Here is a 21,422-nt window from a genome sequence, read left to right as displayed (position 1 = left end):
CCTTCGGCCGCCGCGCCCCGGCGGCCGTCCCCTTCCCGATAGCGATACCGCTCCGGAGCCGCCATGACCGCTGCCGCGAAAGCCATTCCGCTCGCCCGCTACGAGCACCTCTTCATCGGAGGGGCGTGGGTCGCCCCGGAGGATGGCGGCTTCATCGAAAGCGTCGATCCTTCGACCGGGCGGCCCTGGGCCGTCGCGGCCTTCGGCGGCCCGCGCGACATCGACAAGGCGGTCGCGGCGGCTCGGGCCGCGCTCGAGGGGCCCTGGGGGCGGATGCCGGGCCATGAGCGGGCGGTATTGCTGCGCCGCTTCGCCGATCTCTATCGCGATCGGGCGGCCGAGCTCGCAATGCTGGAAACGCGCGACAACGGCCGGGCGCTGCGCGAGACGCGCGTCGATGCCGGCGGCCATCATCTCGGCTATCACTGGTGGGCTTCGCTCGCCGACAAGGCTTCGGGCCGCACCATCCCCTTCGACGACAGCGTCCACGCCTTCACCACGCGCGTGCCGGTCGGCGTCGTCGGCGCGATCACGCCCTGGAACGTGCCGCTGATGGCGGCCGCCTGGAAGCTCGGACCTGCGCTCGCCGCCGGCTGCACCGTGGTGCTCAAGCCTGCCGAGCAGACGCCGGTGACCTCGCTCGCGCTCGGCCGGCTGTTCGAGGAAGCGGGCTTCCCGCCCGGCGTCGTCAACATCGTGCCGGGCTACGGCAAGGGCGGTGCGGGCGAGCGGCTGACGGCCCATCCCCATGTCGACAAGATCACCTTCACCGGCGAGGGCGCGACGGCAAAGGCAATCCTCCGCGTCGGGGCGGAGTCGATGAAGCGCTTCACCTTCGAGCTCGGCGGCAAGTCGCCCCATATCATCTTCGCCGACGCCGATATCGAGCAGGCGCTCAACGCCGCGACGAACTCGGCCTGGACATTGTGCGGGCAGAGCTGCGCGCTGGGCTCGCGCGTGCTGGTGCAGCGGCCGGTCTATGACCGTGTCGTCGCGGCTTTCCGCAGCCGCGCCGCCAAGGTCCGCGTCGGGCCGCCGCTGGACGAGGCGACGCATATGGGGCCGCAAGCCCACGCCGAGCAGCTCGCCAAGACCCTGTCCTATATCGAACTGGGCAAGCAGGCGGGAGCAGAGCTCGTCGCCGGCGGCGGGCGCCTCAGCGGCGGCGTCCATGGCGAGGGCTATTTCGTCGAGCCGACCGTCTTCGCCAATGTCGCCAATGACATGCGCATCGCACGCGAGGAGATTTTCGGCCCCGTTGCCGCACTCATCCCCTTCGATGACGAGGAGGAGGCGGTCGCGCTCGCCAACGACTCAAATTTCGGCCTGACCGCCGGCCTCTGGACCGGCGACGTCGGCAGGGCGCACCGCGTCTCCAGCCGCATCAAGGCCGGCATGGTCTGGGTCAACACCTACCGCTTCATTCGCTGGTCGACGCCCTATGGCGGCTTCAAGGGCAGCGGCTGGGGTCGGGAGAACGGGGTCGAGGCACTCGACGCCTATCTCGAAACCCGCACCACCGTGATCAGCACGACCGGGCGCTTTCCCGACGCCTATGCCAACTGACCCTCGACGCAGAAAGACCGAGAATCCGTCATGCGCCTCGCCAACAAGCTTGCCATCGTTACCGCCGCCGCCTCCGGCATGGGCCGCGCCGGCGTCGAACTCTTCCTGCGCGAAGGAGCAAAGGTCGCCGCCATCGACATCGACGCCGAGGCGCTCGCCGCGCTCAAGGCCCAGGCCAGGGCGAAGGGGCACGAGATCGCGACGATCCAGGCCGATCTTTCGCAGCCGGAGCAGATGAGGAGCTCGATCAACGACGCGGCCAAGGCGCTCGGCGGGGTCGACATCCTCTGGGCGCATGCCGGCATCCCCGGGCCCGGAGGCATCGAGAACCTCGATCTTGCCGCCTATGACCAGGCGCTCGCGCTCAACGTCACCTCCGCCGCGCTCGCCTCAGGCGAGGTCATCGGCCATATGCGCAAGCGCGGCGGCGGCTCGATCGTCTTCACGGCCTCCGTCTCGGGCCTCGTCGGCTCGATGTTCAGCCCCGTCTATTCGGCGGCGAAATTCGCGGTCGTGGGACTGACCAAATCCCTTGCGCAGCGCTTCGCGCCGGACAATGTCCGCGTCAACGTCGTCTGCCCGGGGCTCGCCGACACGCCGATGAAGCTCGGTTTCACCGGACGCTCGGGCGATCCGAAGGAGGCCGAGGAGAACCAGGCGCGGATGATGGCGGCGGTGCCGATGGGGCGGCTCTGCAAGGCCGAGGAAGCGGCACATGCCGTGCTCTGGCTCGCCTCCGACGATGCCTCCTTCGTCACCGGCGTTGCCTTGCCGGTCGACGGCGGCTTCACTGCGCGCTGAACGGAGAACAGCTGCGCCATGCCGGGCCCTCTTCACGGGATCAAGATCGTCGACCTGACCACGGTCATCGCCGGGCCCTATGCGACGCAGACGCTGGGCGACATGGGAGCGGATGTCCTGAAGGTGGAGCCGCCGGGCGGCGATATCATGCGCGCGCCCGGCCCGGCCCGCTCCCCCGGCATGGGAGCGGCCTTTCTCAACTGCAATCGCAACAAGCGCAGCATCACGCTCGACCTGAAGGCACCCGGCGATCTCGCCAGGCTGAACGACCTCGTGGCGGATGCCGACATCTTCATCCACAACATGCGGATGGAAGCGGCGCGAAGGATCGGCCTCGATCCGGACACGCTGCTCGCCCGCCATCCGCGCCTTATCTACTGCGCCATCGTCGGCTTCGGGCAGGATGGCCCCTACCGCGACAGGCCGGCCTATGACGACATCATCCAGGCGGCGTCGGGCTGGGCCGCGCTCACGCAACTCGCCGGCGACGAGCCGCGCTATGCACCGACGATCGTCGCCGACAAGACGACGGCGCTTTTCGCCGTCGGTGCGATCAATGCCGCGCTCTATCATCGGCAGGTTTCCGGAGAGGGCCAGGCCATCGAGGTCCCGATGTTCGAGGCGATGGTCTCCTTCCTCGCCGTCGAGCAACTCGGCGGCCGCAGCTTCGACCCGCCAATCGGTCCCAGCGGCTATGCGCGCGCCCTGTCCCGGCATCGCCGACCCTACCGGACCGCCGACGGCTTCATCGGCGTCATGCCCTATACCGGCTCGCACTGGCGCGCGTTCTTCCGCGCCGCCGGCCGCGATGACTGGGCCGCCGAGGCGGCGCTGGATGAGGCGGCCGCCCGCGCCGCGATGATCGACACGCTCTATGAGCGCCTCGCGAACTGTCTCGCCGGGCGCCGCACGGGAGAATGGCTTGCGATCCTGAACGAGGTGGACGTGCCTTGCTCGCCGATCAACGGCATCGACGATCTGCTGGAGGATCCGCATCTCAAGGCAACGGGCCTCTTCGAGATCGTCGAGCATCCCGGCGAGGGCAGATTGGTCAATGTCAGGCCGCCGGTGCGCTTCAGCAGAACGCCGTGCTCCATAGCGAGGCAGGCGCCCGGTCGCCATATGCCTGAAGCCTGAAGACGAGCTGAGATGGCTACCTTCACCTAGCCTTCCGACCCCGGGAAGCAGCTCGGCACGCCTTCGATGAAGTGAGTTTGAGGCTCGAGAACTGGCCTGCTTCCGGTTTCATGGACACCTCGCTCAGCGAGCGGCGGGCCAACGCTCCCAATACACTGCCAATGCCGCCGAACCTGAACGACCGCGAGATTCCCTGCGAACGCTACAGGCCCTAGCGAAACAGGTGCGGGCGCTGCTTCGCCGCCAGGAGGCCCGGCAGTTCCCTGACATCGCTCCACCTCTCCAGACCGGCGAGACGGTCGAGCAGGTTCTCGGTGCTGTCATCGTCCAGCGTCATGCTCATCAGGCCGGCCGCCTTGGCGCGAAGCTGGGCGGCAGAAAGCGGGTTGCCGGGCGCGCCGAGCGGCGGGTCGACGCTCAGCGCGAAGCTCGCGCCCGAGCGGCAGCGCAGCGTCACGGTCGGCTCGGCCAGGCTGGCAAGCGTGGCGTCGGCCTGCAGATGCACCAGCTTCATCCGCTCGTGAACCGTCGCGGCGGCGCGATTGCCTTCGGAAAAAGCGGCGATCCCGAGTTCGCCATGCTCCAGGAAGGAGGCGACGGCAAAGGGCAGGCTCATCTGGGCCGAGGCAAGGTTGGAGACGTCGCGCCCGCCGCACATCTCGTGAAGCCCGGTCGGCAGCGCGACATCGACTGTAGCGATCTCCGCAGGCCGGATGGCATGGTCGCGCATCAGCGCGGCGATCGCGTCCATCGTCGAATGCGTGCCGCGGCAGGAGGCATAGGGCTTGATCGCGGCATACTCGAATTCCCACTCCTCGCCGAGGCCGCGCAGCAGCCGGGCGGCATCGTGCCCGCCGGGCGCGAAGGCCTTGAGGAAGGAACCCCAGACGTCCTCGAAGACGTATTTCGGGCCGCTGACGCCGGCCTGCGCCAGCAGGGCCGCGGTCAGGCCGCCTTCGGCAGCGCGGCCGGCATGAATGCGCTTGGTCTGGCTGGCGTCGTGGATGAAAGCCCAGAGCCCGCCGCTGAAGCTGGCGGCATGGCCGAGCGCCGAGGCGGTCTCGTCCTGCGTCAGCCGCAGGATCCGGCTGGCGGCGACAGCCGCGCCGAAGGTGCCGCAGGTCGCCGTCGAATGCCAGCCGGCCTGGTTGTGCGGCCAGTAGCCGCCGAGCGCTTCCATGACGCGCTTGGCCACCTCGTAGCCGAGGACCACGGCGGCGATGAACTCGGCGCCGGCGACCGGATGCGGCGCCCGCGCCAGGGCCGCCAGCGCCGCCGGCAGGACGACCGCGCCGGAATGGTCGCAGCCCATCGTGTCGTCGAGTTCGAAGGAATGGCTGGCGACGCCGTTGCAGAAGGCGGCCGAGCGGGCGGACAGGCCGACGGGTGTGCCCCAGGCCGGCGCCCCTCCCCCTTCACCCAGGGTCTCCAGCATGGCCAGCACCGCCTGCGCCTCGGCCGAGCAGGCGCCGCCGACGCCGCAGGCCAGCGTGTCGGTGATATGGGCCTTGGCCTTCTCGACGAAGCCGGCCGGCAATTCCGCCGCGGCGTAGCCGCTGCAGAAGCCGGCGAGGGTCAAGGCGAGCGTCGGGGAAGCGATCGGTTTCGTCATCTGGCTTCGTCCTGAAATCCGGCAGGCGGCCGGCAGGAACCGGCCCGGAGATCCGGAGGCGCATGAGGCGCCTCCGGGAACGGCCCCTTGCTCAGGCCGGGCTGAGCTCGCCCGCACGGGAGAGCAGCGCCGCGATCGCGTTGTCGGCTGATGCCCGCCATTCGGCGAAGGCGGCCTGCTGCGCCGCGACCTCGTTGCGCAGGGTGGCGACGTGGCGCCGCACCTCGGCGGGCGAGACCGAGCCCTCCGAGACCCGAGTCTCGATGAAGTTACGGCCGTCGAGGATGCGGCGGAGCGCGGCGTCGTCGAGCGTGATCTCGACGCCGGCGACCTCGCGCCCGGCCGAGGCCAGCAGGCGCGCCTCGACCGTGTGCGGCGTCTGCGCCTGCTCGAGCGCCTGCCGGACGAAGACCGCGACGATGTTATGGGCGCTGCGGAAGCTGATGTCGTGCTGGCGCACCAGCTCGTCGGCCAGATGGCTGGTCGTGCTCCAATAGGCGTCCGAGTTCGCCGCCATCCGCTCCTTGTGGACGCTGATCGTACGCACAACCTCGTCCATCAGGCGGATCGAGCCATAGGTCACCTCGGCGAAGCGGCCGAAAACGTCGTCGGCGAAGGTGAAGTCGAGATCGGTCGAGAAGGCCGGGCGCTGGCAGGCCATCACGGTCGCGAGCCAGCCGGCCGCCTGGCCGCCGACCGATTTGACCCGCTCCAGCGCATGCGGGTTCTTCTTCTGCGGCATGATCGAGCTGGTGCCGGCGAGGCCGTCGGCGACCTCGACATAGCCGAACTCGAACGAGCTCCAGAGATAGAGGTCGGTGGCGAAACGGCCGAGATTGGCCGCCAGGATGGCCAGCGCCGCCGTCACCTCCTCGATATGGTCGCGGGCGAACTCGCCGGCATCGCAGGAATTGACCACGATGCCGCCATGGCCGAGCAGCGCGGCGGTGCGGCGGCGGTCGATCGGCCAGGAGGTGCCGGCATTGGCGGCGCCGCCCAGCGCCGACAGGTTGACGCGCGGATAGACGTCGCGCAGCCGCTGGAGATCGCGGGCGAGGATCGAGGCATGCCGCAGCAGGTAATGCCCAAAGGTCCAGGGCTGGGCGTGCTGGAGATGGGTATAGCCCGGCATCAGCGTATCGGCATGGCTCTCGGCCTGGCCGATGATCGAGGAGACCAGGCCGAGCAGCGGCTCCGCCAGGTTCAGGATGAGATCGCGCTGGAACAGCCGCTCGGCGGCGGCGTCCTGATCGTTGCGGCTGCGCCCGGTCTGCAGGAACCCGGCAATGTCCTCGCCGACCTCCTGGCCGAGCCAATGCTCGACATGGACGAGGAAGGAGTTCGAATTGTCGAGCCAGGGGAACTCGTCGACGCTCATCGCGTGGATCGTCCGCAGCCCGGCGAGCAGCTTGGCGCCGCGTTCGCGCGACAGGATCCCGGTCTCGACCAGCATCACGGCATGGGCGAGATCGACCCGCGTATAGCTGCGGTAGAGCCGCCTCAGCCGCGGGAACTGGGTCTTCTCGTCGAACTCGACGAGAACGTCGTTCCTCGCGCCCAGCCGGGCGATCTCCAGGAACACATCGTTATTCTGCGGTGCCGTCATCGCGGTCTCCTCGTTTCGCCGTTCCTCGTCTTGCGGGCTGGGCCGTTTCTTGCTGTGGCTGGCGGCGGCGAGCCCTGCCGGAAACCGCGCGAGATCGCCGGCGCCGGGATGGCGGGCCGTCGCCAAAGCCTCGATCGGGAGCCGGCGCGACCGCCTCCATCTACCCTACAAAGAGTATCCTGTATACAGGATTCTAAAAATGTGATTGGCTAATTGACACGGTTTAAAAGTATCCTGTATCCAAGAATGACGAGCAATCGGAGACCGGAAGCATGTCGATCACGATGCCGAACGAGGTCGCCACCGAAGACCTCGTGGCCGCCATGAAGCGCCTGCTCAAGGTCAGCGCGCGGATGTACATGCACCTGGCGAAGACGACGATCACGCGCTTCGGCCGCGAGGGCGAGATGACGATCCGGCTGGGCTTGCGGGCCTATGGCGCCTGGCGCGGCTCGGAGATGCGCCAGGCCCATCACGCGATGGGCCTCGAGATCAACATGAAGAACCTGATCGGCTGCTGGGACAATGCCAGCACCTACATCGTCAAGGATGCGATGGAGGAAGGCGGCACCTACCTGCCCTACGACACCCGCTTCGACGTGCATTATTGCCCCGCCGCCGAAGCCTGGCAGGACGCCGAGTTCTTCCAGTGGGGCCACATGTATTGCGACGAGTTCCACCAGGCCTGCGCCGCCGCCTACCATCCGGACGGCAACGTGGTCATTCCGCAGAACCTGATGAAGGGCGACGATCATTGCCACTTCCAATGGATCATGCCGCCTAACGCCGCCCCCCTGCCCGAGAGCGACCCGACTTCGCTGGGCAAGCGGCTGGCGCGCGACTACGAGGCCTATTCGCCGGTCGAGGCGGCCTGGCTCTCGCTCAAGCGCAGCAATCGGCTCGTCGGCGGGCGCTTCTATGTGCATGCGCGGGCGATCATCGAGCGCCATGGCGAAGCCGGGCGCGAGGTCATCCTCGAGGCCCTGAAGAGCTGGGGCACCGAGCGCGGGAAATTCCTGGCGAAGGAGCATGCCGAAAACGGCATCGCCCCGAGCATCGAGAGCTTCATCCGCGATCACGACCTGCCGGCGCGCTTCGTCTGGAACCACAAGGCCAGCGCCGACGCCGCCAGCGCCGTGATCGAGATCGTCGACACGCCGCAGGACCAGGCCTGGGCCGATCTCGATGCCGAGGACTTCGCCCAGCTTTGGTATTCGGGCGCCTATCCCGCCATGGCGGAAGCCTATCTGGAAGGCCTGACGGCGAACTGGGTACCGCCGCGTCCCGCCGAGGGAGCGGCCGGGCGCATCGAACTCAAGCTTTCATAAAACCAAAAGGGGACGGCAATGATCACTCGCAAGGACTTTCTGGCGCTGCTCGGCGGCGGCGCAGCGGCGGCAGTCGGCGGTCTTCCGATCGGCGGGGCCTCGGCGCAAGGCGCCGGCATCCTCAAGGTCAGCTTCCGCTCGGCGCTGGTGCGCCTCGACCCCGCCTTCACCGTGTCGAGCGACGAATATGTCGCCACCCAGACGATCTACGACAACCTGACGCGGCTCGACGAGGGCCTGAAGCCGATCCCCGGCGTCGCCACCTCCTGGGAGAGCCCGGACGGCGGCACGACCTGGATCTTCAAGCTGCGCTCCGACGTGCGCTTCCACCATGGCCGCGCACTCGACGCCGAGGACGTGGTGTTCAGCATCAAGCGCGTGCTCGATCCCAAGGCCGGCTCGCCCGGGCGCCGCGCCATCGGCCCGATCAAGGACGTGACGGCGGAAGACGCCGCCACGGTCAAATTCGTGCTGGAAGGGCCATTCGCCGACTTCCCGGCGATCATGACCGGGACCTTCTCGCGCATCGTCCCCCGCGACGCCAGCGACAACCTCAACCAGAAGCCGGTCGGCTCCGGGCCTTTCAAGTACAAGGAATGGATCCCCGGCCAGCACCTGAAGCTGGTGCGCAACGAAGAATACTGGATGCAGGGCCTGCCGAAGCTCAACGAGGTCTGGCTCGTCAGCTATCCCGCCCAGGCCGCCGAGCAGTCGGCGCTGTCCTCCGGCGAAACCCAGATGATGTGGGACGTGCCGACCAGCCTGATCCCGGTGGTCAGCAAGCTGGCGAACGTGCAGCTCACCGAGATCCCGAGCACCTCCTTCCAGCCGCTCGTGATGCGCAGCGACCGCCCGCCCTTCAACGATCCGCGCGTCCGGCGCGCCGTGAAGCACGCGATCAACCGCGAGGCGGTGATGCGCTTCGTGCTGCAGGGCCGCGGCGTCGTCGCCCAGGACACGCCGGTGCCGCCGTCGAGCGCCATGCGCTCGGACGCCAAGGCCCCGGCCTATGACGTCGCCAAGGCCAAGGCCCTGATGAAGGAGGCCGGCCATGCCAACGGCTTCCAGGTGAAGCTGTTCGCCTCCAATGAGCGCTCCGGCTGCATCGAGACGGCGCAGGTCGTGAAGCCCATGCTGGAAGCCATCGGCATCAAGGTCGAGATCCAGCAGGTGCCGTGGGATCGCTTCAACGCCGAGGTCTGGAAGAAGGAGACCTTCTTCGTCAGCAACTGGGTCGGCCGACCGACCATCGACGAGCAGCTCTATCCCTATTTCCACAGCACGGGTTCGTGGAACGAGTACAATTACTCGAACCCCGAGCTCGACAAGCTGCTCGACCAGGCCCGCCGCGACCTCAACATGGAGTCGCGCAAGCTCACCTACGCGAAGATCCAGGAAATCCTGGCCTTCGACGGGCCTGCCGTGATCCCCTATTTCTCGAACTACGCCACGGCGCGCGCCAAGAACCTCAAGGATCTGCCGGTCAGCCCGCTGAAATGGGTCGACTTCCGCGAAGCCCGGCTGTCCTGACCATGGCTGTCCCGGGCGCCCGTTCCGCCGGAGGCCATGTGTTCCTGCACATGGCCGCGACGCGCATCCTCTGGGCGCTCGCGACGCTGGTCTTCACCTCGGTGCTGGTCTTTGCGGCGACGCAGCTGATGCCGGGCAATGTCGCGCATCTGATCCTCGGCCAGTTCGCCTCCGAGGAAGCGATCAGCGCGCTCCAGACCAAGCTCGGCCTGGACCGCCCCGCCATCGCCCAGTTCTTCAGCTGGGCCGGCGGCATCCTGCAGGGCGATTTCGGCGAATCCCCGCGGATGAACCTGCCGATCGGGCCGATCCTGCTCGAGCGGCTGAAATTGTCGCTGACGCTTGCGGCGATGTCGCTGGTGCTGGTCTTCGTGATCGGTGTCGGCCTTGGGACGCTGGCGGCGCTGAAGCGCGGCCGGCCGACCGATCGGCTGCTCTCCAGCCTGTCGCTGATCGGCATCTCGATGCCGGAATTCGTCACCGGCAGCGTGCTCATCCTGGTCTTCGCCGGCATCCTGCCGGTTTCGGGCTACGCCTCGCCCAGCGATGGGATCGGGCGCTGGCTCGCCCATATGATCCTGCCGGTGCTGAGCCTGACCTTCATCATGCTGGCGCATGTCATGCGCACGGCCCGGGTCTCGATGATCGAGGCGCTGTCGGCTCCTTATGTGCGGACCGCGGTGCTGAAGGGCATGCCGCGGCGGACCGTGGTGTTCAAGCACGCGCTGCGCAACGCCCTGCTGCCGACGCTCACCGTGCTCGGCATCAATGTCGGCTACCTGATCGGCGGCGTCGTCGTGGTCGAGCTGGTGTTCTCCTATCCGGGCCTCGGGCGCCTGACGATCTTCGCCGTCCAGAACCGCGACATCCCGCTGATCCAGGCCTGCACGCTGACCATGGCGGCGGTCTACATCACTGCGAGCTTCCTGACCGACATGGCCTACCTCATCCTCAATCCCAGGCTGCGGACGGCGCGATGACAAAGCGCTCCTTTCTCCTGCACGGCACCGATCTCGGCCTGCTGATCGGCGGCGGCCTGATCATCCTCCTGGCGGCCACCGTCTTCCTGGCCCCGAGCGTGCTCGGCATCGACGGCGAAGCGATGTCGATCGACGCCATCCTCTCGCCACCGACCGCCGATCACTGGCTCGGCACCGACCAGCTCGGCCGCGACATTCTCGCCCGGACGCTGATCGGCGGCCGCTCGACGCTGACGCTCGCCGCAACCGCCACCCTGCTCGGCGTCGGCCTCGGCGCGCTGATCGGCATGCTGGCCGGCTACAAGGGCGGCCTGCTCGACGAGCTGCTGATGCGGCTGGGCGATGCGGTGATGGCCCTGCCCTCGCTGATCCTGGCCATGCTCGTCATGGTCGCGGTCGGCAGCGGGCCGGCGGCGATCCTGATGGCGATCATCCTGATCTTCGCCCCGCGCGCCGCCCGGATCACGCGCAGCGTCGTGCTCAACGTGGTCAACCTCGAATTCGTCTCGGCTGCGAGCGTGATCGGCGAGAGCCAGGCTTCGGTGATCTTCCGCGAGATCCTGCCGAATATCTGGCCGAACCTGCTGGTCGAGGCCTGCCTGCGCTTCTCCTATGCGATCCTGATCATCAGCGCGCTCGGCTATCTCGGCATCGGCCTGCAGCCGCCGACGCCCGATTGGGGCCTGATGATCTCGGAAGCCGCGTCCTATGTCACCGCCGCGCCGTGGATGCTGTTCGGCCCGGCCGGGGCCATCGTGCTCTCCGTCGTCAGCGTCAACCTGGTCGGCGACTTCCTGCAGGAATGGATCGGGCTGCGCATGCGCCGGGCGGTGTCCCATGTCTGAGGCCGCAACGACCGAAACCGTGCTGAGCGTCGACGGGCTGGGCATCACCTACGATCTCGGCGCGCTCAAGATCAAAGCCGTGCAGGACCTGTCGCTGAGCCTGCGTGCGGGCGAAATCCTCGGCCTGGTCGGCGAGTCGGGCTCCGGCAAGAGCAGCCTCGGCTATGCCGTGCTCGGCCATCTCGGCAGCGCCGGCAAGGTCTCGGGCGGTCTGCGCTTTCGCGGCGAGGACCTGCTTTCCCTCTCCGCCGCGCAATGGTCGCGCCTGCGCGGGCGGCGGATCGGCATGGTCTACCAGGAGCCGCAGACGGCGCTGAACCCGGCCTATAGCGTCGGCGAGCAGATCGCCGAGGGGCTGCGGCACCATTTCGGCCTGTCGCGCGCCGCGGCGAGAGAGCGCGCCGTGGACTGGCTCAGGCAGGTGCACCTGCCCGAGCCGGAGCGAATCTACGAACGCTATCCGCACCAGCTTTCCGGCGGGCAGCTGCAGCGGGCGGTGATCGCCATGGCGTTCGCGCTCGAGCCCGAATTGCTGATCATGGACGAGCCGACCACCGGGCTCGACGTCACCACCCAAGCGGTGATCCTCGACCTGGTGCGCGATCTGCGGGCGAAGACCGGGGTCGCGATGCTCTATGTCAGCCACGATCTCGGCGTGGTCGCCGACATCTGCGACCGCGTGCTGGTGATGTATCGCGGCCGGATGGTCGAGGAGGGCGAGGCGGCCGAAGTGCTGCGGCAGCCGCGCGAGCCCTATACGCAGCGTCTGGTCGCGGCGATCCCCGATCTCTACCGGCGGCACAGTTTCGAGCCGATCCGCCCCGAGGCCGAGGCGGGCGGCGCCGAAATCCTGGTCGAGCCGCCTTCCGAGCGACGCTATCTGCCGCCGGCAGCGACCGAGCGCCCCGCTTCCGCGCCGATCCTCGACATCCGCGAATTGCAGCGGGTCTACCGCACCCGCGGCAGCGCCACCGTCGCCTGCAAGGACGTCTCCTTCGATGTCCGCCGCGGCGAATGCGTCGCCCTGATCGGCGAAAGCGGCTCGGGCAAGAGCACGGTCGCCAAATGCGTGCTCGGGCTGGAGAAGCCGGATGGCGGCGCCGTCCTCTTCGACGGCACGCCCTGCCCGAAGGGCGTCCACGACCGGCCGCTCTCGCTGCGCCGGCGGCTGCAGATCGTCTTCCAGAACCCGGACGGGTCGCTCAATGGCCGCCGGACGGTGGGGGAGACCCTGTGCCGGCCGCTGCTGATCCATGGGCGGGCGCGATCCGCGGCCGAGGCCGGCGTTCTGGCGCGCGAGCTGCTCGCCAGCGTCGACCTGCCCCACGCCTTTTTCGAGCGCTATCCGCATGAGTTGAGCGGCGGACAGAAGCAGCGGGTGGCGATCGCCCGGGCACTCGCCACCGAGCCGGACCTGATCGTCTGCGACGAGGCCGTCTCGGCACTCGATGTCTCGGTGCAGGGCACGATCCTCGACCTCTGCCGCAGGCTGCAGGCCGAGCGCGGCCTGGCCTTTCTCTTCATCACCCATGATCTCGGCGTCGTCCGGCAGATCGCCGACCGGGCCGTCGTGATGCTGAAGGGCGAAATCTGCCATGCCGGCGGCGTCGAGTCGCTGTTCGAGGACGACGCGCACCCTTATGTGAAGGCGCTGCTAGCCGCGGTCCCCGGCAAAACGCTGGACGCTCCGCCGCAAGGCGGGACCACCGCCCAGTTCGTCCTGAGCGAGTGAGCGGCGACCATGCCACAGCCCACGCTCGCGCCGCAGACCCTGCCCGAATGCCGGTTCGACTTCTCCGGCCGCAGCGTGCTCGTCACCGGCGCGAGCCGCGGCATCGGCTATGCGATCGCCGAGGCCTTCGCGTGGGCCGGCGCGGCGGTCATGGTGCTGGCGGAGGACGAGGCGATCCATGACGCGGCCGGGCGCCTCGGCCGCGACACCGGCGCCGAAGTGCGCGGTGCGGTCGCCGACATTACCGACCGGACCCAGCTCGCGCAGGCCCTGCGCGGGCTCGCCGGGCTCGACGTGCTGATCAACAATGCCGGCCTCGAACTGCTGACCCCGGTCGAGCAGGAGGTCGCCGGTGCCTTCCAGCGCATCGTCGACATCAATATCTGCGGCACCTTCGCCGCGACGCAGGCCTGCCTGCCGCTGTTCGGAGCGAATGGCGGGGCGATCGTCAACACCGCCTCGATCTGGGGCCGGACCGCCGAGGCGGGGTTCTCAGCCTATGTCGCGTCGAAACATGCCTGCATCGGCCTGACCCGCACGCTCGCCAAGGAGCTGGCGCCACGCCGCATCCGGGTGAACGCCGTCTGCCCCGGCTGGGTCCGCACCGGCGCCGCGATGCGCTCGCTCGCCCGCATGTCGCAGGAGAGCGGGCGGCCGGAGGACGAACTGCTGGCCGAGATCATCGCCAAGCAGGTCCTGCCGGGGCTGATGGAGCCGGACGATGTCGCCGAGCCCTATCTGTTCCTGGCCTCGCGGGCGGCCCGCAACATGACCGGCCAGGCCCTGATGGTCGATCGCGGAGAGGTCATGTGCTGAACCGGATCGGAACGCCCCGCTCGAACGGCCGGCCTGGAGGACGATGACGATGAGCAGCGACGCGAACGCCACGCCGCGCAACAGCTACGAGACCGGCCGTCTCAACCTGCCCTTCGTCGGCATCTGCACCTTCGGCAAATGGCCCTATCACGCCGATTGGGCGACCATCGACGCCGATGTCGCCGTGCTCGGCGCGCCCTTCGATTTCGGTACGCAATGGCGCGCCGGCGCGCGGCTGGGGCCGCGCTCGATCCGCGAGGCCTCGACGCTGTTCGCCTTCGGCCATGGCGGCGCCTACGACCATGAGGACGACGAGGTCTACCTGCCGGCGGGCCTGAAGCTGGTCGATCTCGGCGACGCCGACATCATCCACACCGACACGCTGAACAGCCACGCCAACATCGAATACGGCGTGCGCAAATGCCTCGAGGCCGGGGCGCTGCCGGTCGTGCTCGGCGGCGACCATTCGATCAACATCCCCTGCATCAACGCCTTCGAAGGCTATGGCGACCTCCACCTCGTCCAGATCGACGCGCATCTCGACTTCGTCGACGAACGCCATGGCGTGCGCTACGGCCATGGCAACCCGATGCGGCGCGCGGCTGAGAAACCCTATGTCACCGGGCTGACCCAGATCGGCATCCGCAACGTCTCGTCGACCGCCAAGGAAGGCTATGACGACGCCCGCCGGATGGGCTCCGACATCCTCTCGGTGCGCCATCTGCGCAAGATCGGCGTCGAGGGCGTGCTGGCGCGCATCCCGGCCGGCAAGCGCTATTACGTCACCATCGACATCGACGGCTTCGATCCCTCGATCGCACCCGGCACCGGCACGCCGTCGCATGGCGGCTTCCAGTATTACGAAATGCTCGAACTGCTCGCCGGCCTGGCCAGGCGCGGCACCGTGGTCGGAGTCGACCTGGTCGAGGTCGCGCCCGATTACGACCATTCCGGCTGCACCGCGATCCTGGCCGCGCAGATCCTGATGAACTTCATCGGCCGGATCCTGCATGCCCGTGACGGGGGCGGCCGGTGAACCTGGAGCTTTCAGGCAAGCGGGTCCTCGTCACGGGGGCGGCGAGCGGCATCGGCCGCGCCTCGGCGCAGGCGCTGCTGGCCGCCGGCGCAACGGTGGTCGGCCTCGACCGGATCGTGCCCGACCTGCCCTTCGCAATCGAGCAGGCGGACCTGCGCGAGGAGGAAGAGATCGTCGCCGCCATGGCGCACGCGGCGGAACGGCTGGGCGGCCTCGACATCCTGATCAACGCCGCCGGCATCATGCGCGAAGCCCCGCTGGCGGAGGTCTCGGCGGCCGATATCGACCTGCATCTCTCGGTCAATCTCCGCGGCCTCATCCTGGTGACGCGGGAGGCGCTGAAATGGCTCGGGAGCGGCGGGCGGATCGTCAACCTCTCCTCCGAGCTCGCGACGCTCGGCCGCCAGAACGCCTCCGTCTATGTCGCGACCAAGGCCGCCGTCATCGGCCTGACCCGCTCCTGGGCCCGCGAACTCGCTCCCGGCATCCTGGTCAACGCCGTCGCGCCAGGCCCGACCGACACGCCGCTGCTCGGCTTCGACACGATGACGCCGGAGCAGCAGGCGCTGGAACTGGCCCACCCCCTCGCCCGCCTCGGCCGGCCGGAGGAGATCGCCGCCGCGGTCGTCTTCCTCTGCGGTCCCGGCGCCGGCTTCATCACCGGGCACTGCCTGTCCGTGAATGGCGGGGCGGCGATGACATGAGGAGCCCGGCGCGATGATCAGGAACCCGATCCCCTGGCCGAACGGCGCGAAATGCGCGGCGTGCCTGACCTTCGACATGGACGCCGACAGCCTGATCCATGTCGACCATCCCAATGACGGCCATCGCCGCGTCTCGGCGATCTCGATGCTGCGCTACGGGCCGACGGTGGCGATCCCGCGCATCGTCGAGACCTATCGCCAGCTCGGCCTGCGCCAGACCTTCTTCATCCCGGCCTGGTGCATGGAGCAGTATCCCGAAGCGGTCGAGGCGATCCTTTCCGGCGGCCACGAGATCGCCCATCACAGCTATATCCATGAGAACCCGGTGTCCCAGACGCGGGCCGACGAGGCGCATTGGCTCGATGCCGGGCTGGAGGTGCATCGGCGGATGACCGGGCGGCAGCCGCGCGGCTGGCGCGCGCCGCTCTACAATTTCTCCGCCGACTCGCTCGACCTGCTGCTCGAGCGCGGCTTCCAGTACGACGCCTCGCTGATGGGCGACGACATCCCCTATATCATCGAGAGCCGCGCCAATGGCGGCCGGCTGGTCGAGATGCCGAGCCATTGGGGCATGGATGACTGGCCGCAATATGTGCAGTCGATGGATCTCGACTACATGATGCCTATCCGGGCACCGCGGCACGGTTTCGAGATCTTCCGGCAGGAATTCGAGACGGCCAAGCTCTATGGCGCGCTCTGGGTGCCGGTGATTCACCCATTCGCCACCGGCCGGCTGTCGCGCTGGCATGTCTTCGCCGAATTCCTCGAGGCGGAAATCAAGGCGGGCGAGGTCTGGTTTGCGCCGCTGGAGGAGATCGCCGCCTATGTGAAGGGCCTGGTCGATGACGGCCGCTATGTGCCGCGCGTCGAGAAGCTGCCGCAATATACCGAGCCGATCGGCCGAGCGCTGCCACGAGCCAGGTCGCATTAGGCCTCGCCTACCCGGCCTGCGCTTCCCTTGGCGGGCCCTGCAACCCCCTATATATGCGCCTTCGCATACGCCCCAGATCGAGCTGTTGAACCGCCAATGCCCGCAGACGCATTTCAGTTGCCGACGGTCCAAATGGAGGTTCCGCAGATCTATGCGCGCAGCGTCGCGCCGATCATCGAGGAGGCGATCATCTATGGCGATCTCCAGGACGGCGCCCGGCTGACCGAGGAGGAAATCTGCCAGAAGATGGGCGTCAGCCGCTCGCCGGTCCGCGAGGCGCTGCGCCTTCTCGAGCGCGACGGGCTGCTCGTGCGCGAGCCGCGCCGTGGCGTCCGCGTCTCGGAGCTCACCGTGGCCGAGCTGGACCAGCTCTATGTCTGCCGGAACTCGCTGGAATCGTTGGCGGCGCGCCTCGCCGTCCAGAACGCAACGAACAAGGAAATCAAGGCGATCAGCGCCGCGCACCAGGTCTGCATCAAGGCCCTCGACCATGACGACATCCGCGAGCATTTCCGGGCCAATGTCGAGATGAGCCAGAAGCTGTTCGCAGCCTCGCATAACCGGCCGCTGATCCGGCTTCTCGGCACCATCCACAAGCAGGCACTACGCTATCGCTTCCTGGCCTATAAGCGCTCGCGTGTCGCCCGCGAGAACTCGGTCAGGGCGAACGAGAACCTGGTCAGCGCGCTCGTCGACCGCAACGAGGAAAAAGCCGCGCTGATGGCGCGCGCCAGCATCGAGGGCACGCATGAGGTCATCAAGCAGTGCCTGCTGGAGCGCAATCTCGGCTGAGGCAGCTTCCGCAGCGCCGTCCCGGCCTTCCGCCTCCCGGGCAGCCTTGACGAATCCCGCCGCCCGCCGACTTCATCCGGCCAGAAGCGCCCAGCTTCGCAGGTGGGCATCATGCTTTCGGCCGCGGCGCGTCACGGTCTGACATAGGCCCAGCCCCGCTCCTGCAGCTCCATGACACGGACAACGCCGGACTTCACGACTGACGCCTCGGGAATCAGGGCAATTTCCTTGTTCTCGGTCTTACCCATGTTCTCCTGGGTATTGCCGCAGGCCTTGAAGGAGATCGCCGGAGTGCTCGCCGTGATCGCCTTGATCCGCGCCTTGACCGGCGAGGTATCGTCGCGCAGCATATGCAGGCCGGGACCGAAGGTAACGATCTCGATCTCCACTTTCTCGCCAAGATCCTTGTAGTACTGCGCGACATTCGCTGCATTGTTGAGTGCGAGATTCATCGTCGCAGGCTCGTTGGTATTCACCTGCAGGACAAGATGATGCGGCTTCTTCTGGCTAACGGCAGGTTTCTTTGATGTCTGCACCGCTGCCTGGCTCTTTTGCTGTGCCAGCGCGGGCGGTACGACGATGAGCAGAGCCGCCACGCCCGCCAGCACTGCTTTTGCAATTTCTCCGGATCCCGTCATCGTCGTGCCTCCCATGTGAGTTCGAGGACTACTGGTTGCGTGGTCTGGCAACGGCGCCTGGCCATTTGCACGCTGCTGCGACCTTGGCTCGCACCGCCTTCAGCCCGCTGAGGGAAAAATGGCCGACCTGGGCGGCACCGGTCCGGTCGGAGAGACGGATGGCGATACCCCCCTCCTCGGGGAGCGACAGCAACAAGGGCACGACATCGCCTCTGAATGCAGTGCCGGTTCCAAAGGATGGCGAGCCTGCCCCGACCTGCACGGGCTGACTGTCATTGATGCGGTAGGACAGAGTGTGATCGGCGCCGCCGCTGGAGAGGGCCGGCCCTGAAACCACCAACTCGGTGCGGCCGCTGCGGCAGCGAATGGTGAGTTGCATCCGGGACCCATCGGGACCGTCGCGAGACAAGGTGGTGGCGGTGACGATCGGCGTATAGTTTACCGGCGAAGTGGTCTCGCTGATGACCCAGTTGTCACCGCCCTGCACCAGGCGATCCGCGGGCTCGATGCTGCGCGGCAGCTTGTCCAGGCAGTCCTGCTGTTCTGCATGCTGCATCGAGGAGCACGTGCGAAGGTGCGCCATCGGATCGACCGCGCCATGCGCGAGAGCGATCCTGCTTGCGACCTCGAACGCGACGGACAGGGCGATCATCTTCATCGCAACGCCCGTGGCGCGCGCCCCTGGCGATCCAGCCATTCCTGCGCCGGCGCAAAGCGGTCGAGGCCGGGGACCGTCGCGGCAAGATTGATCGACTTCCATTTCTCGTCGAAGCCCGGCCCCTGCAGCTTGTCGATACGGGAAAACAGGAGATCGACGAAGCGGGCGACGCGGTGGTAGCGGTTGGTTTGCTCGTGCCAATTGAACGCCACCAGCGCAGTCGGCACCGCAATCGTCGACACCCGCTCGCCTTGCTTGATCAGGCCGGGATATTCGGCGGCCTCCAGCACCGCTGGAAGATAATAATCCTCGAACTTGCTGTCGTATTTGACCGGAAGGAACTTGAAGCCGGGCTCCCAGCGTCCGCGTACGAAAGCGGCCACCGGCTTCGAGGTGATGAAAACCACCGCCGCCATCTCGCCCTTGCGCATCTGCTCCAGCGCGATCTGATGGGGAATGAAGGTCTTTTCCGCCTCGATACCGAGACGGCTGAAGATCAGCGGCCCCGAATAGGCGGCGGCCGTGCCCTGAGTGTTGAAATTCACTTTCTTGCCGGCGAGATCCTGCAGGCTCTCGATCTCGGGCCGAACGAAGATATGCAGTTCCGACGGGAAGAGATTGAGCAGGTAGGCGATCTGACGCCGGATCCGCGGCACCTGAACCTTGTATTCGTCCAAGGCGTCGGAATTGATGATCGCCATGTCGATGCCGCGCAGATGGAGCAGCGAGTTCAGGTTTTCCGTGGCGCCCCGGGTGACGATCGGCAGGACGTGCAAATTCGGCCCGTCATCGACGACGCGGGCCATCTCCGCCGCAAGACGAAGCGGCGCACCCTCGAGCAAGCCACCGGCGAGGCCGACGGTCCAGGCGTTCATCCTCTCCTTTTCCGCTGACTGCTGCGCACGCGCGCGTCGCGGCGGGGAAGCACTGTGAGATTCCACGCTGGCCGTCTGCGCGAGCAGAGCGGTTGGCTGGAACGCCGGAACAAGCGCAGCCAGCGCGGCCAGCAGAAGCAGGTGCCGTCCTTGGAATATGCTCATTCCTGAACTCCCTGTTGGGCGTCAAATTCAGCCCTTCGGCCGGCCCCACCGCCCGTCAGCCGTCCTCACTGACGCAACGTATCGAACCGGTCCTTCGCCTCCTGAATGCCGCCGGCATGCGCCTTGGCATAAAGCTCTCGCGCCCTCGTCGCGTCGCCGCGCGTCCCATATGTCCCCCAGGCGGAGAGAATGCCGGGGTCGAACGTCTCCGCGAGCATGAAGCTCGCCCGAGCGCTGCCGGTTTCGGCAGCGCGCTCGAGCACGATCCGTGCAGCACCGATATCGCCCTGGCCGAGCAGCGTGCTGGCGCGCGCGATCAACCTCGCCGCTTCCGGACTGCCCTGCGCTTCAGAGGCTGTCGGCGGCGCCATCGCGACCACCTCCGGCGCCGGTGGGGTCTCGGGACTCTGGCTGCCCGTCACCGGCTCGGGTGTGGCGCGCTCGCCGATCGCGCGCCGCGCCGAAACGAGATCCCGTGCCATGGCCGCGATCTTGTCGCGCTCCTGCTGCAGGGCTTGTCGCAGCTCCGCCATTGCACCTTCCGTTGCCTGCCTGAGTTGCCCGGCTTCGTCGCTCGCCTTGTGCAACAGCGCGGCCTGCCTCTCGATCTCGCCCTGCGCCAGCGCCAGTTCGCTCGCCAGTACCGTGCTGCGCGCGCGTTCCTCGGTGAGGTCCTGACGGAGTTGCGCCGCGCTTGCCGTCAGTTCGTTTCGCGCGGCCGCGGCTTTCGCGAGCGCAGCCGCTTGCTGCCGCTCCTGTTCCTGCGCTTGGGCGCTCCTTGCAGCTTCCGCCTGGCTGAATCGCCCGGCTTCATCGCTCGCCTTGCGCAAATGCGCGGCCTGCCTCTCGACCTCGCCCTGCGCGCTCGCCAATTCGCTCGCCAGCGCCGTGCTGCGTGCGCGTTCCTCGGCGAGCGCCTGACGATGTTGCGCCGCGCTTGCGGTCAGCTCGTTTCGCGCGGCCGCGGCTTTCGCGAGCGCAGCCGCTTGCTGCCGCTCCTGCTCCTGCGCTTGGGCATCCCTCGCCGTGTCCGCCTGGTTGAGCTTCCCCGCCTCGTCGCTCGCCTTGCGCAACTGCGCGGCCTGCGTCTCGATCTCGCCTTGCGCCAGCGCCAGTTCGCTCGCCAGCGCGGCATGGCGTGCGCGTTCCTCGTCGAGGGCCTGACGGAGTTGCGCCGTGCTTGCGGTCAGCTCGTTGCGCGCAGCCGCCGCCTCCGCGAGCGCAGCCGCTTGCTGCCGCTCCTGTTCCTGCGCTTGGACATGCCTCGCCGCGCCCGCCTGCCTGAGTTGCCCGGCTTCGTCGCTCGCCTTGCGCAACTGCGCGGCCTGCGTCTCGATCTCGCCTTGCGCCAGCGCCAGTTCGCTCGCCAACGCAGCATGGCGTGCGCGTTCCTCGTCCAGCGCCTGGCGATGTTGCGCCGCGCCTGCGGTCAGCTCGTTGCGCGCAGTCGCCGCCTCCGCGAGCGCAGCCGTTTTCTGCCGCTCCAGTTCCTGCGCTTGGGCATGCCTCGCGGCCTCCGCCTGCGTGAGTTGCCCGGCTTCGTCGCTCGCCTTGCGCAACTGCGCGGCCTGCGCCTCGATCTCGCGCTGCGCCAGCGCCAGGTCGCTCGCCAGCGCAGCATGGCGTGCGCGTTCCTCGTCCAGCGCCTGGCGATGTTGCGCCGCGCCTGC

The 21,422-nt window shown here is 67.9% G+C and carries 19 protein-coding genes; 13 read left to right on the top strand and 6 right to left on the bottom strand.

What is annotated here, in order from left to right:
- Nucleotides 1–63 precede the first annotated feature (63 nt).
- From V6M56_RS21655 to V6M56_RS21645, 3 genes are read left to right on the top strand one after another with little or no spacing between them, the layout of a single operon-like run.
- Nucleotides 64–1,566, top strand: a complete 1,503-nt coding sequence (locus tag V6M56_RS21655; protein WP_332686962.1) for an aldehyde dehydrogenase — start codon at nt 64–66, stop codon at nt 1,564–1,566.
- A 30-nt stretch (nt 1,567–1,596) separates the two neighbouring features.
- Nucleotides 1,597–2,367: an SDR family NAD(P)-dependent oxidoreductase gene (locus V6M56_RS21650; protein WP_332686958.1), complete on the top strand. Its 771-nt coding sequence runs from the start codon at nt 1,597–1,599 to the stop codon at nt 2,365–2,367.
- A gap of 18 nt (nt 2,368–2,385) precedes the next feature.
- Entirely contained in the window at nt 2,386–3,504 is a 1,119-nt protein-coding gene (locus V6M56_RS21645; protein ID WP_332686956.1) for a CaiB/BaiF CoA transferase family protein, read from the top strand.
- A 211-nt stretch (nt 3,505–3,715) separates the two neighbouring features.
- Here the strand turns inward: V6M56_RS21645 and V6M56_RS21640 are convergent, their stop codons facing one another.
- Both V6M56_RS21640 and argH read right to left on the bottom strand, forming a co-directional pair.
- Nucleotides 3,716–5,116 (bottom strand): MmgE/PrpD family protein, encoded by a 1,401-nt coding sequence (locus V6M56_RS21640; protein WP_332686954.1) that lies wholly within the window; start codon nt 5,114–5,116, stop codon nt 3,716–3,718.
- Nucleotides 5,117–5,207: 91 nt separating this feature from the next.
- The gene (gene argH, locus V6M56_RS21635; protein ID WP_332686952.1) at nt 5,208–6,722 is read right to left on the bottom strand and encodes an argininosuccinate lyase; all 1,515 of its coding nucleotides are present in this window, start codon (nt 6,720–6,722) and stop codon (nt 5,208–5,210) included.
- Nucleotides 6,723–6,994: 272 nt separating this feature from the next.
- Here argH and V6M56_RS21630 point away from each other — a divergent pair, with 272 nt between their 5' ends.
- From V6M56_RS21630 to V6M56_RS21585, 10 genes are all read left to right on the top strand, one after another.
- Nucleotides 6,995–8,050, top strand: coding sequence for an L-2-amino-thiazoline-4-carboxylic acid hydrolase (locus V6M56_RS21630; protein WP_332686950.1), 1,056 nt, complete (start codon nt 6,995–6,997; stop codon nt 8,048–8,050).
- Between the two features lie 18 nt (nt 8,051–8,068).
- Nucleotides 8,069–9,580: an ABC transporter substrate-binding protein gene (locus V6M56_RS21625; protein ID WP_332686948.1), complete on the top strand. Its 1,512-nt coding sequence runs from the start codon at nt 8,069–8,071 to the stop codon at nt 9,578–9,580.
- A 38-nt stretch (nt 9,581–9,618) separates the two neighbouring features.
- A complete protein-coding gene (locus tag V6M56_RS21620; RefSeq protein WP_332686946.1) occupies nt 9,619–10,560 on the top strand; it encodes an ABC transporter permease in 942 nt (313 codons plus the stop codon).
- Complete coding sequence (locus V6M56_RS21615) at nt 10,557–11,405, top strand: ABC transporter permease (protein WP_332686944.1); 849 nt, start codon at nt 10,557–10,559, stop codon at nt 11,403–11,405. The genes V6M56_RS21620 and V6M56_RS21615 overlap by 4 nt, the downstream gene beginning before the upstream one ends.
- Nucleotides 11,398–13,137 carry an ABC transporter ATP-binding protein gene (locus tag V6M56_RS21610; protein ID WP_332686942.1) on the top strand — a complete coding sequence of 580 codons (1,740 nt, stop codon included), beginning with the start codon at nt 11,398–11,400 and terminating at the stop codon, nt 13,135–13,137. The genes V6M56_RS21615 and V6M56_RS21610 overlap by 8 nt, the downstream gene beginning before the upstream one ends.
- A 9-nt stretch (nt 13,138–13,146) precedes the next feature.
- Nucleotides 13,147–13,953 (top strand): SDR family NAD(P)-dependent oxidoreductase, encoded by an 807-nt coding sequence (locus V6M56_RS21605; RefSeq protein WP_332686940.1) that lies wholly within the window; start codon nt 13,147–13,149, stop codon nt 13,951–13,953.
- 49 nt (nt 13,954–14,002) lie between these two features.
- Nucleotides 14,003–14,989 (top strand): agmatinase, encoded by a 987-nt coding sequence (gene speB, locus V6M56_RS21600; RefSeq protein ID WP_332686938.1) that lies wholly within the window; start codon nt 14,003–14,005, stop codon nt 14,987–14,989.
- Nucleotides 14,986–15,693 (top strand): SDR family NAD(P)-dependent oxidoreductase, encoded by a 708-nt coding sequence (locus V6M56_RS21595; protein WP_332686936.1) that lies wholly within the window; start codon nt 14,986–14,988, stop codon nt 15,691–15,693. The genes speB and V6M56_RS21595 overlap by 4 nt, the downstream gene beginning before the upstream one ends.
- A 13-nt stretch (nt 15,694–15,706) precedes the next feature.
- Nucleotides 15,707–16,624 (top strand): polysaccharide deacetylase family protein, encoded by a 918-nt coding sequence (locus V6M56_RS21590; RefSeq protein ID WP_332686934.1) that lies wholly within the window; start codon nt 15,707–15,709, stop codon nt 16,622–16,624.
- A gap of 132 nt (nt 16,625–16,756) precedes the next feature.
- Nucleotides 16,757–17,416: a GntR family transcriptional regulator gene (locus V6M56_RS21585; RefSeq protein ID WP_332686932.1), complete on the top strand. Its 660-nt coding sequence runs from the start codon at nt 16,757–16,759 to the stop codon at nt 17,414–17,416.
- 131 nt (nt 17,417–17,547) lie between these two features.
- Here the strand turns inward: V6M56_RS21585 and V6M56_RS21580 are convergent, their stop codons facing one another.
- The 4 genes from V6M56_RS21580 to V6M56_RS21565 all read right to left on the bottom strand — a co-directional run.
- The gene (locus V6M56_RS21580; protein WP_332686930.1) at nt 17,548–18,054 is read right to left on the bottom strand and encodes a DsrE family protein; all 507 of its coding nucleotides are present in this window, start codon (nt 18,052–18,054) and stop codon (nt 17,548–17,550) included.
- A gap of 28 nt (nt 18,055–18,082) precedes the next feature.
- Nucleotides 18,083–18,712: a hypothetical protein gene (locus tag V6M56_RS21575; protein WP_332686928.1), complete on the bottom strand. Its 630-nt coding sequence runs from the start codon at nt 18,710–18,712 to the stop codon at nt 18,083–18,085.
- Entirely contained in the window at nt 18,709–19,752 is a 1,044-nt protein-coding gene (locus V6M56_RS21570) for a TAXI family TRAP transporter solute-binding subunit (RefSeq protein ID WP_332686926.1), read from the bottom strand. Before V6M56_RS21570 ends, V6M56_RS21575 begins: the two co-directional genes overlap by 4 nt.
- A gap of 65 nt (nt 19,753–19,817) precedes the next feature.
- Nucleotides 19,818–21,422 (bottom strand): coiled-coil domain-containing protein (locus V6M56_RS21565; protein ID WP_332686923.1); only part of this gene is annotated, 1,605 nt, incomplete at its 5' end.

Origin of the sequence: Allobosea sp., assembly GCF_036675845.1 — a bacterium.
Lineage (GTDB): Bacteria > Pseudomonadota > Alphaproteobacteria > Rhizobiales > Beijerinckiaceae > Allobosea.
This window is presented reverse-complemented; position numbering and strand designations above follow the sequence as displayed.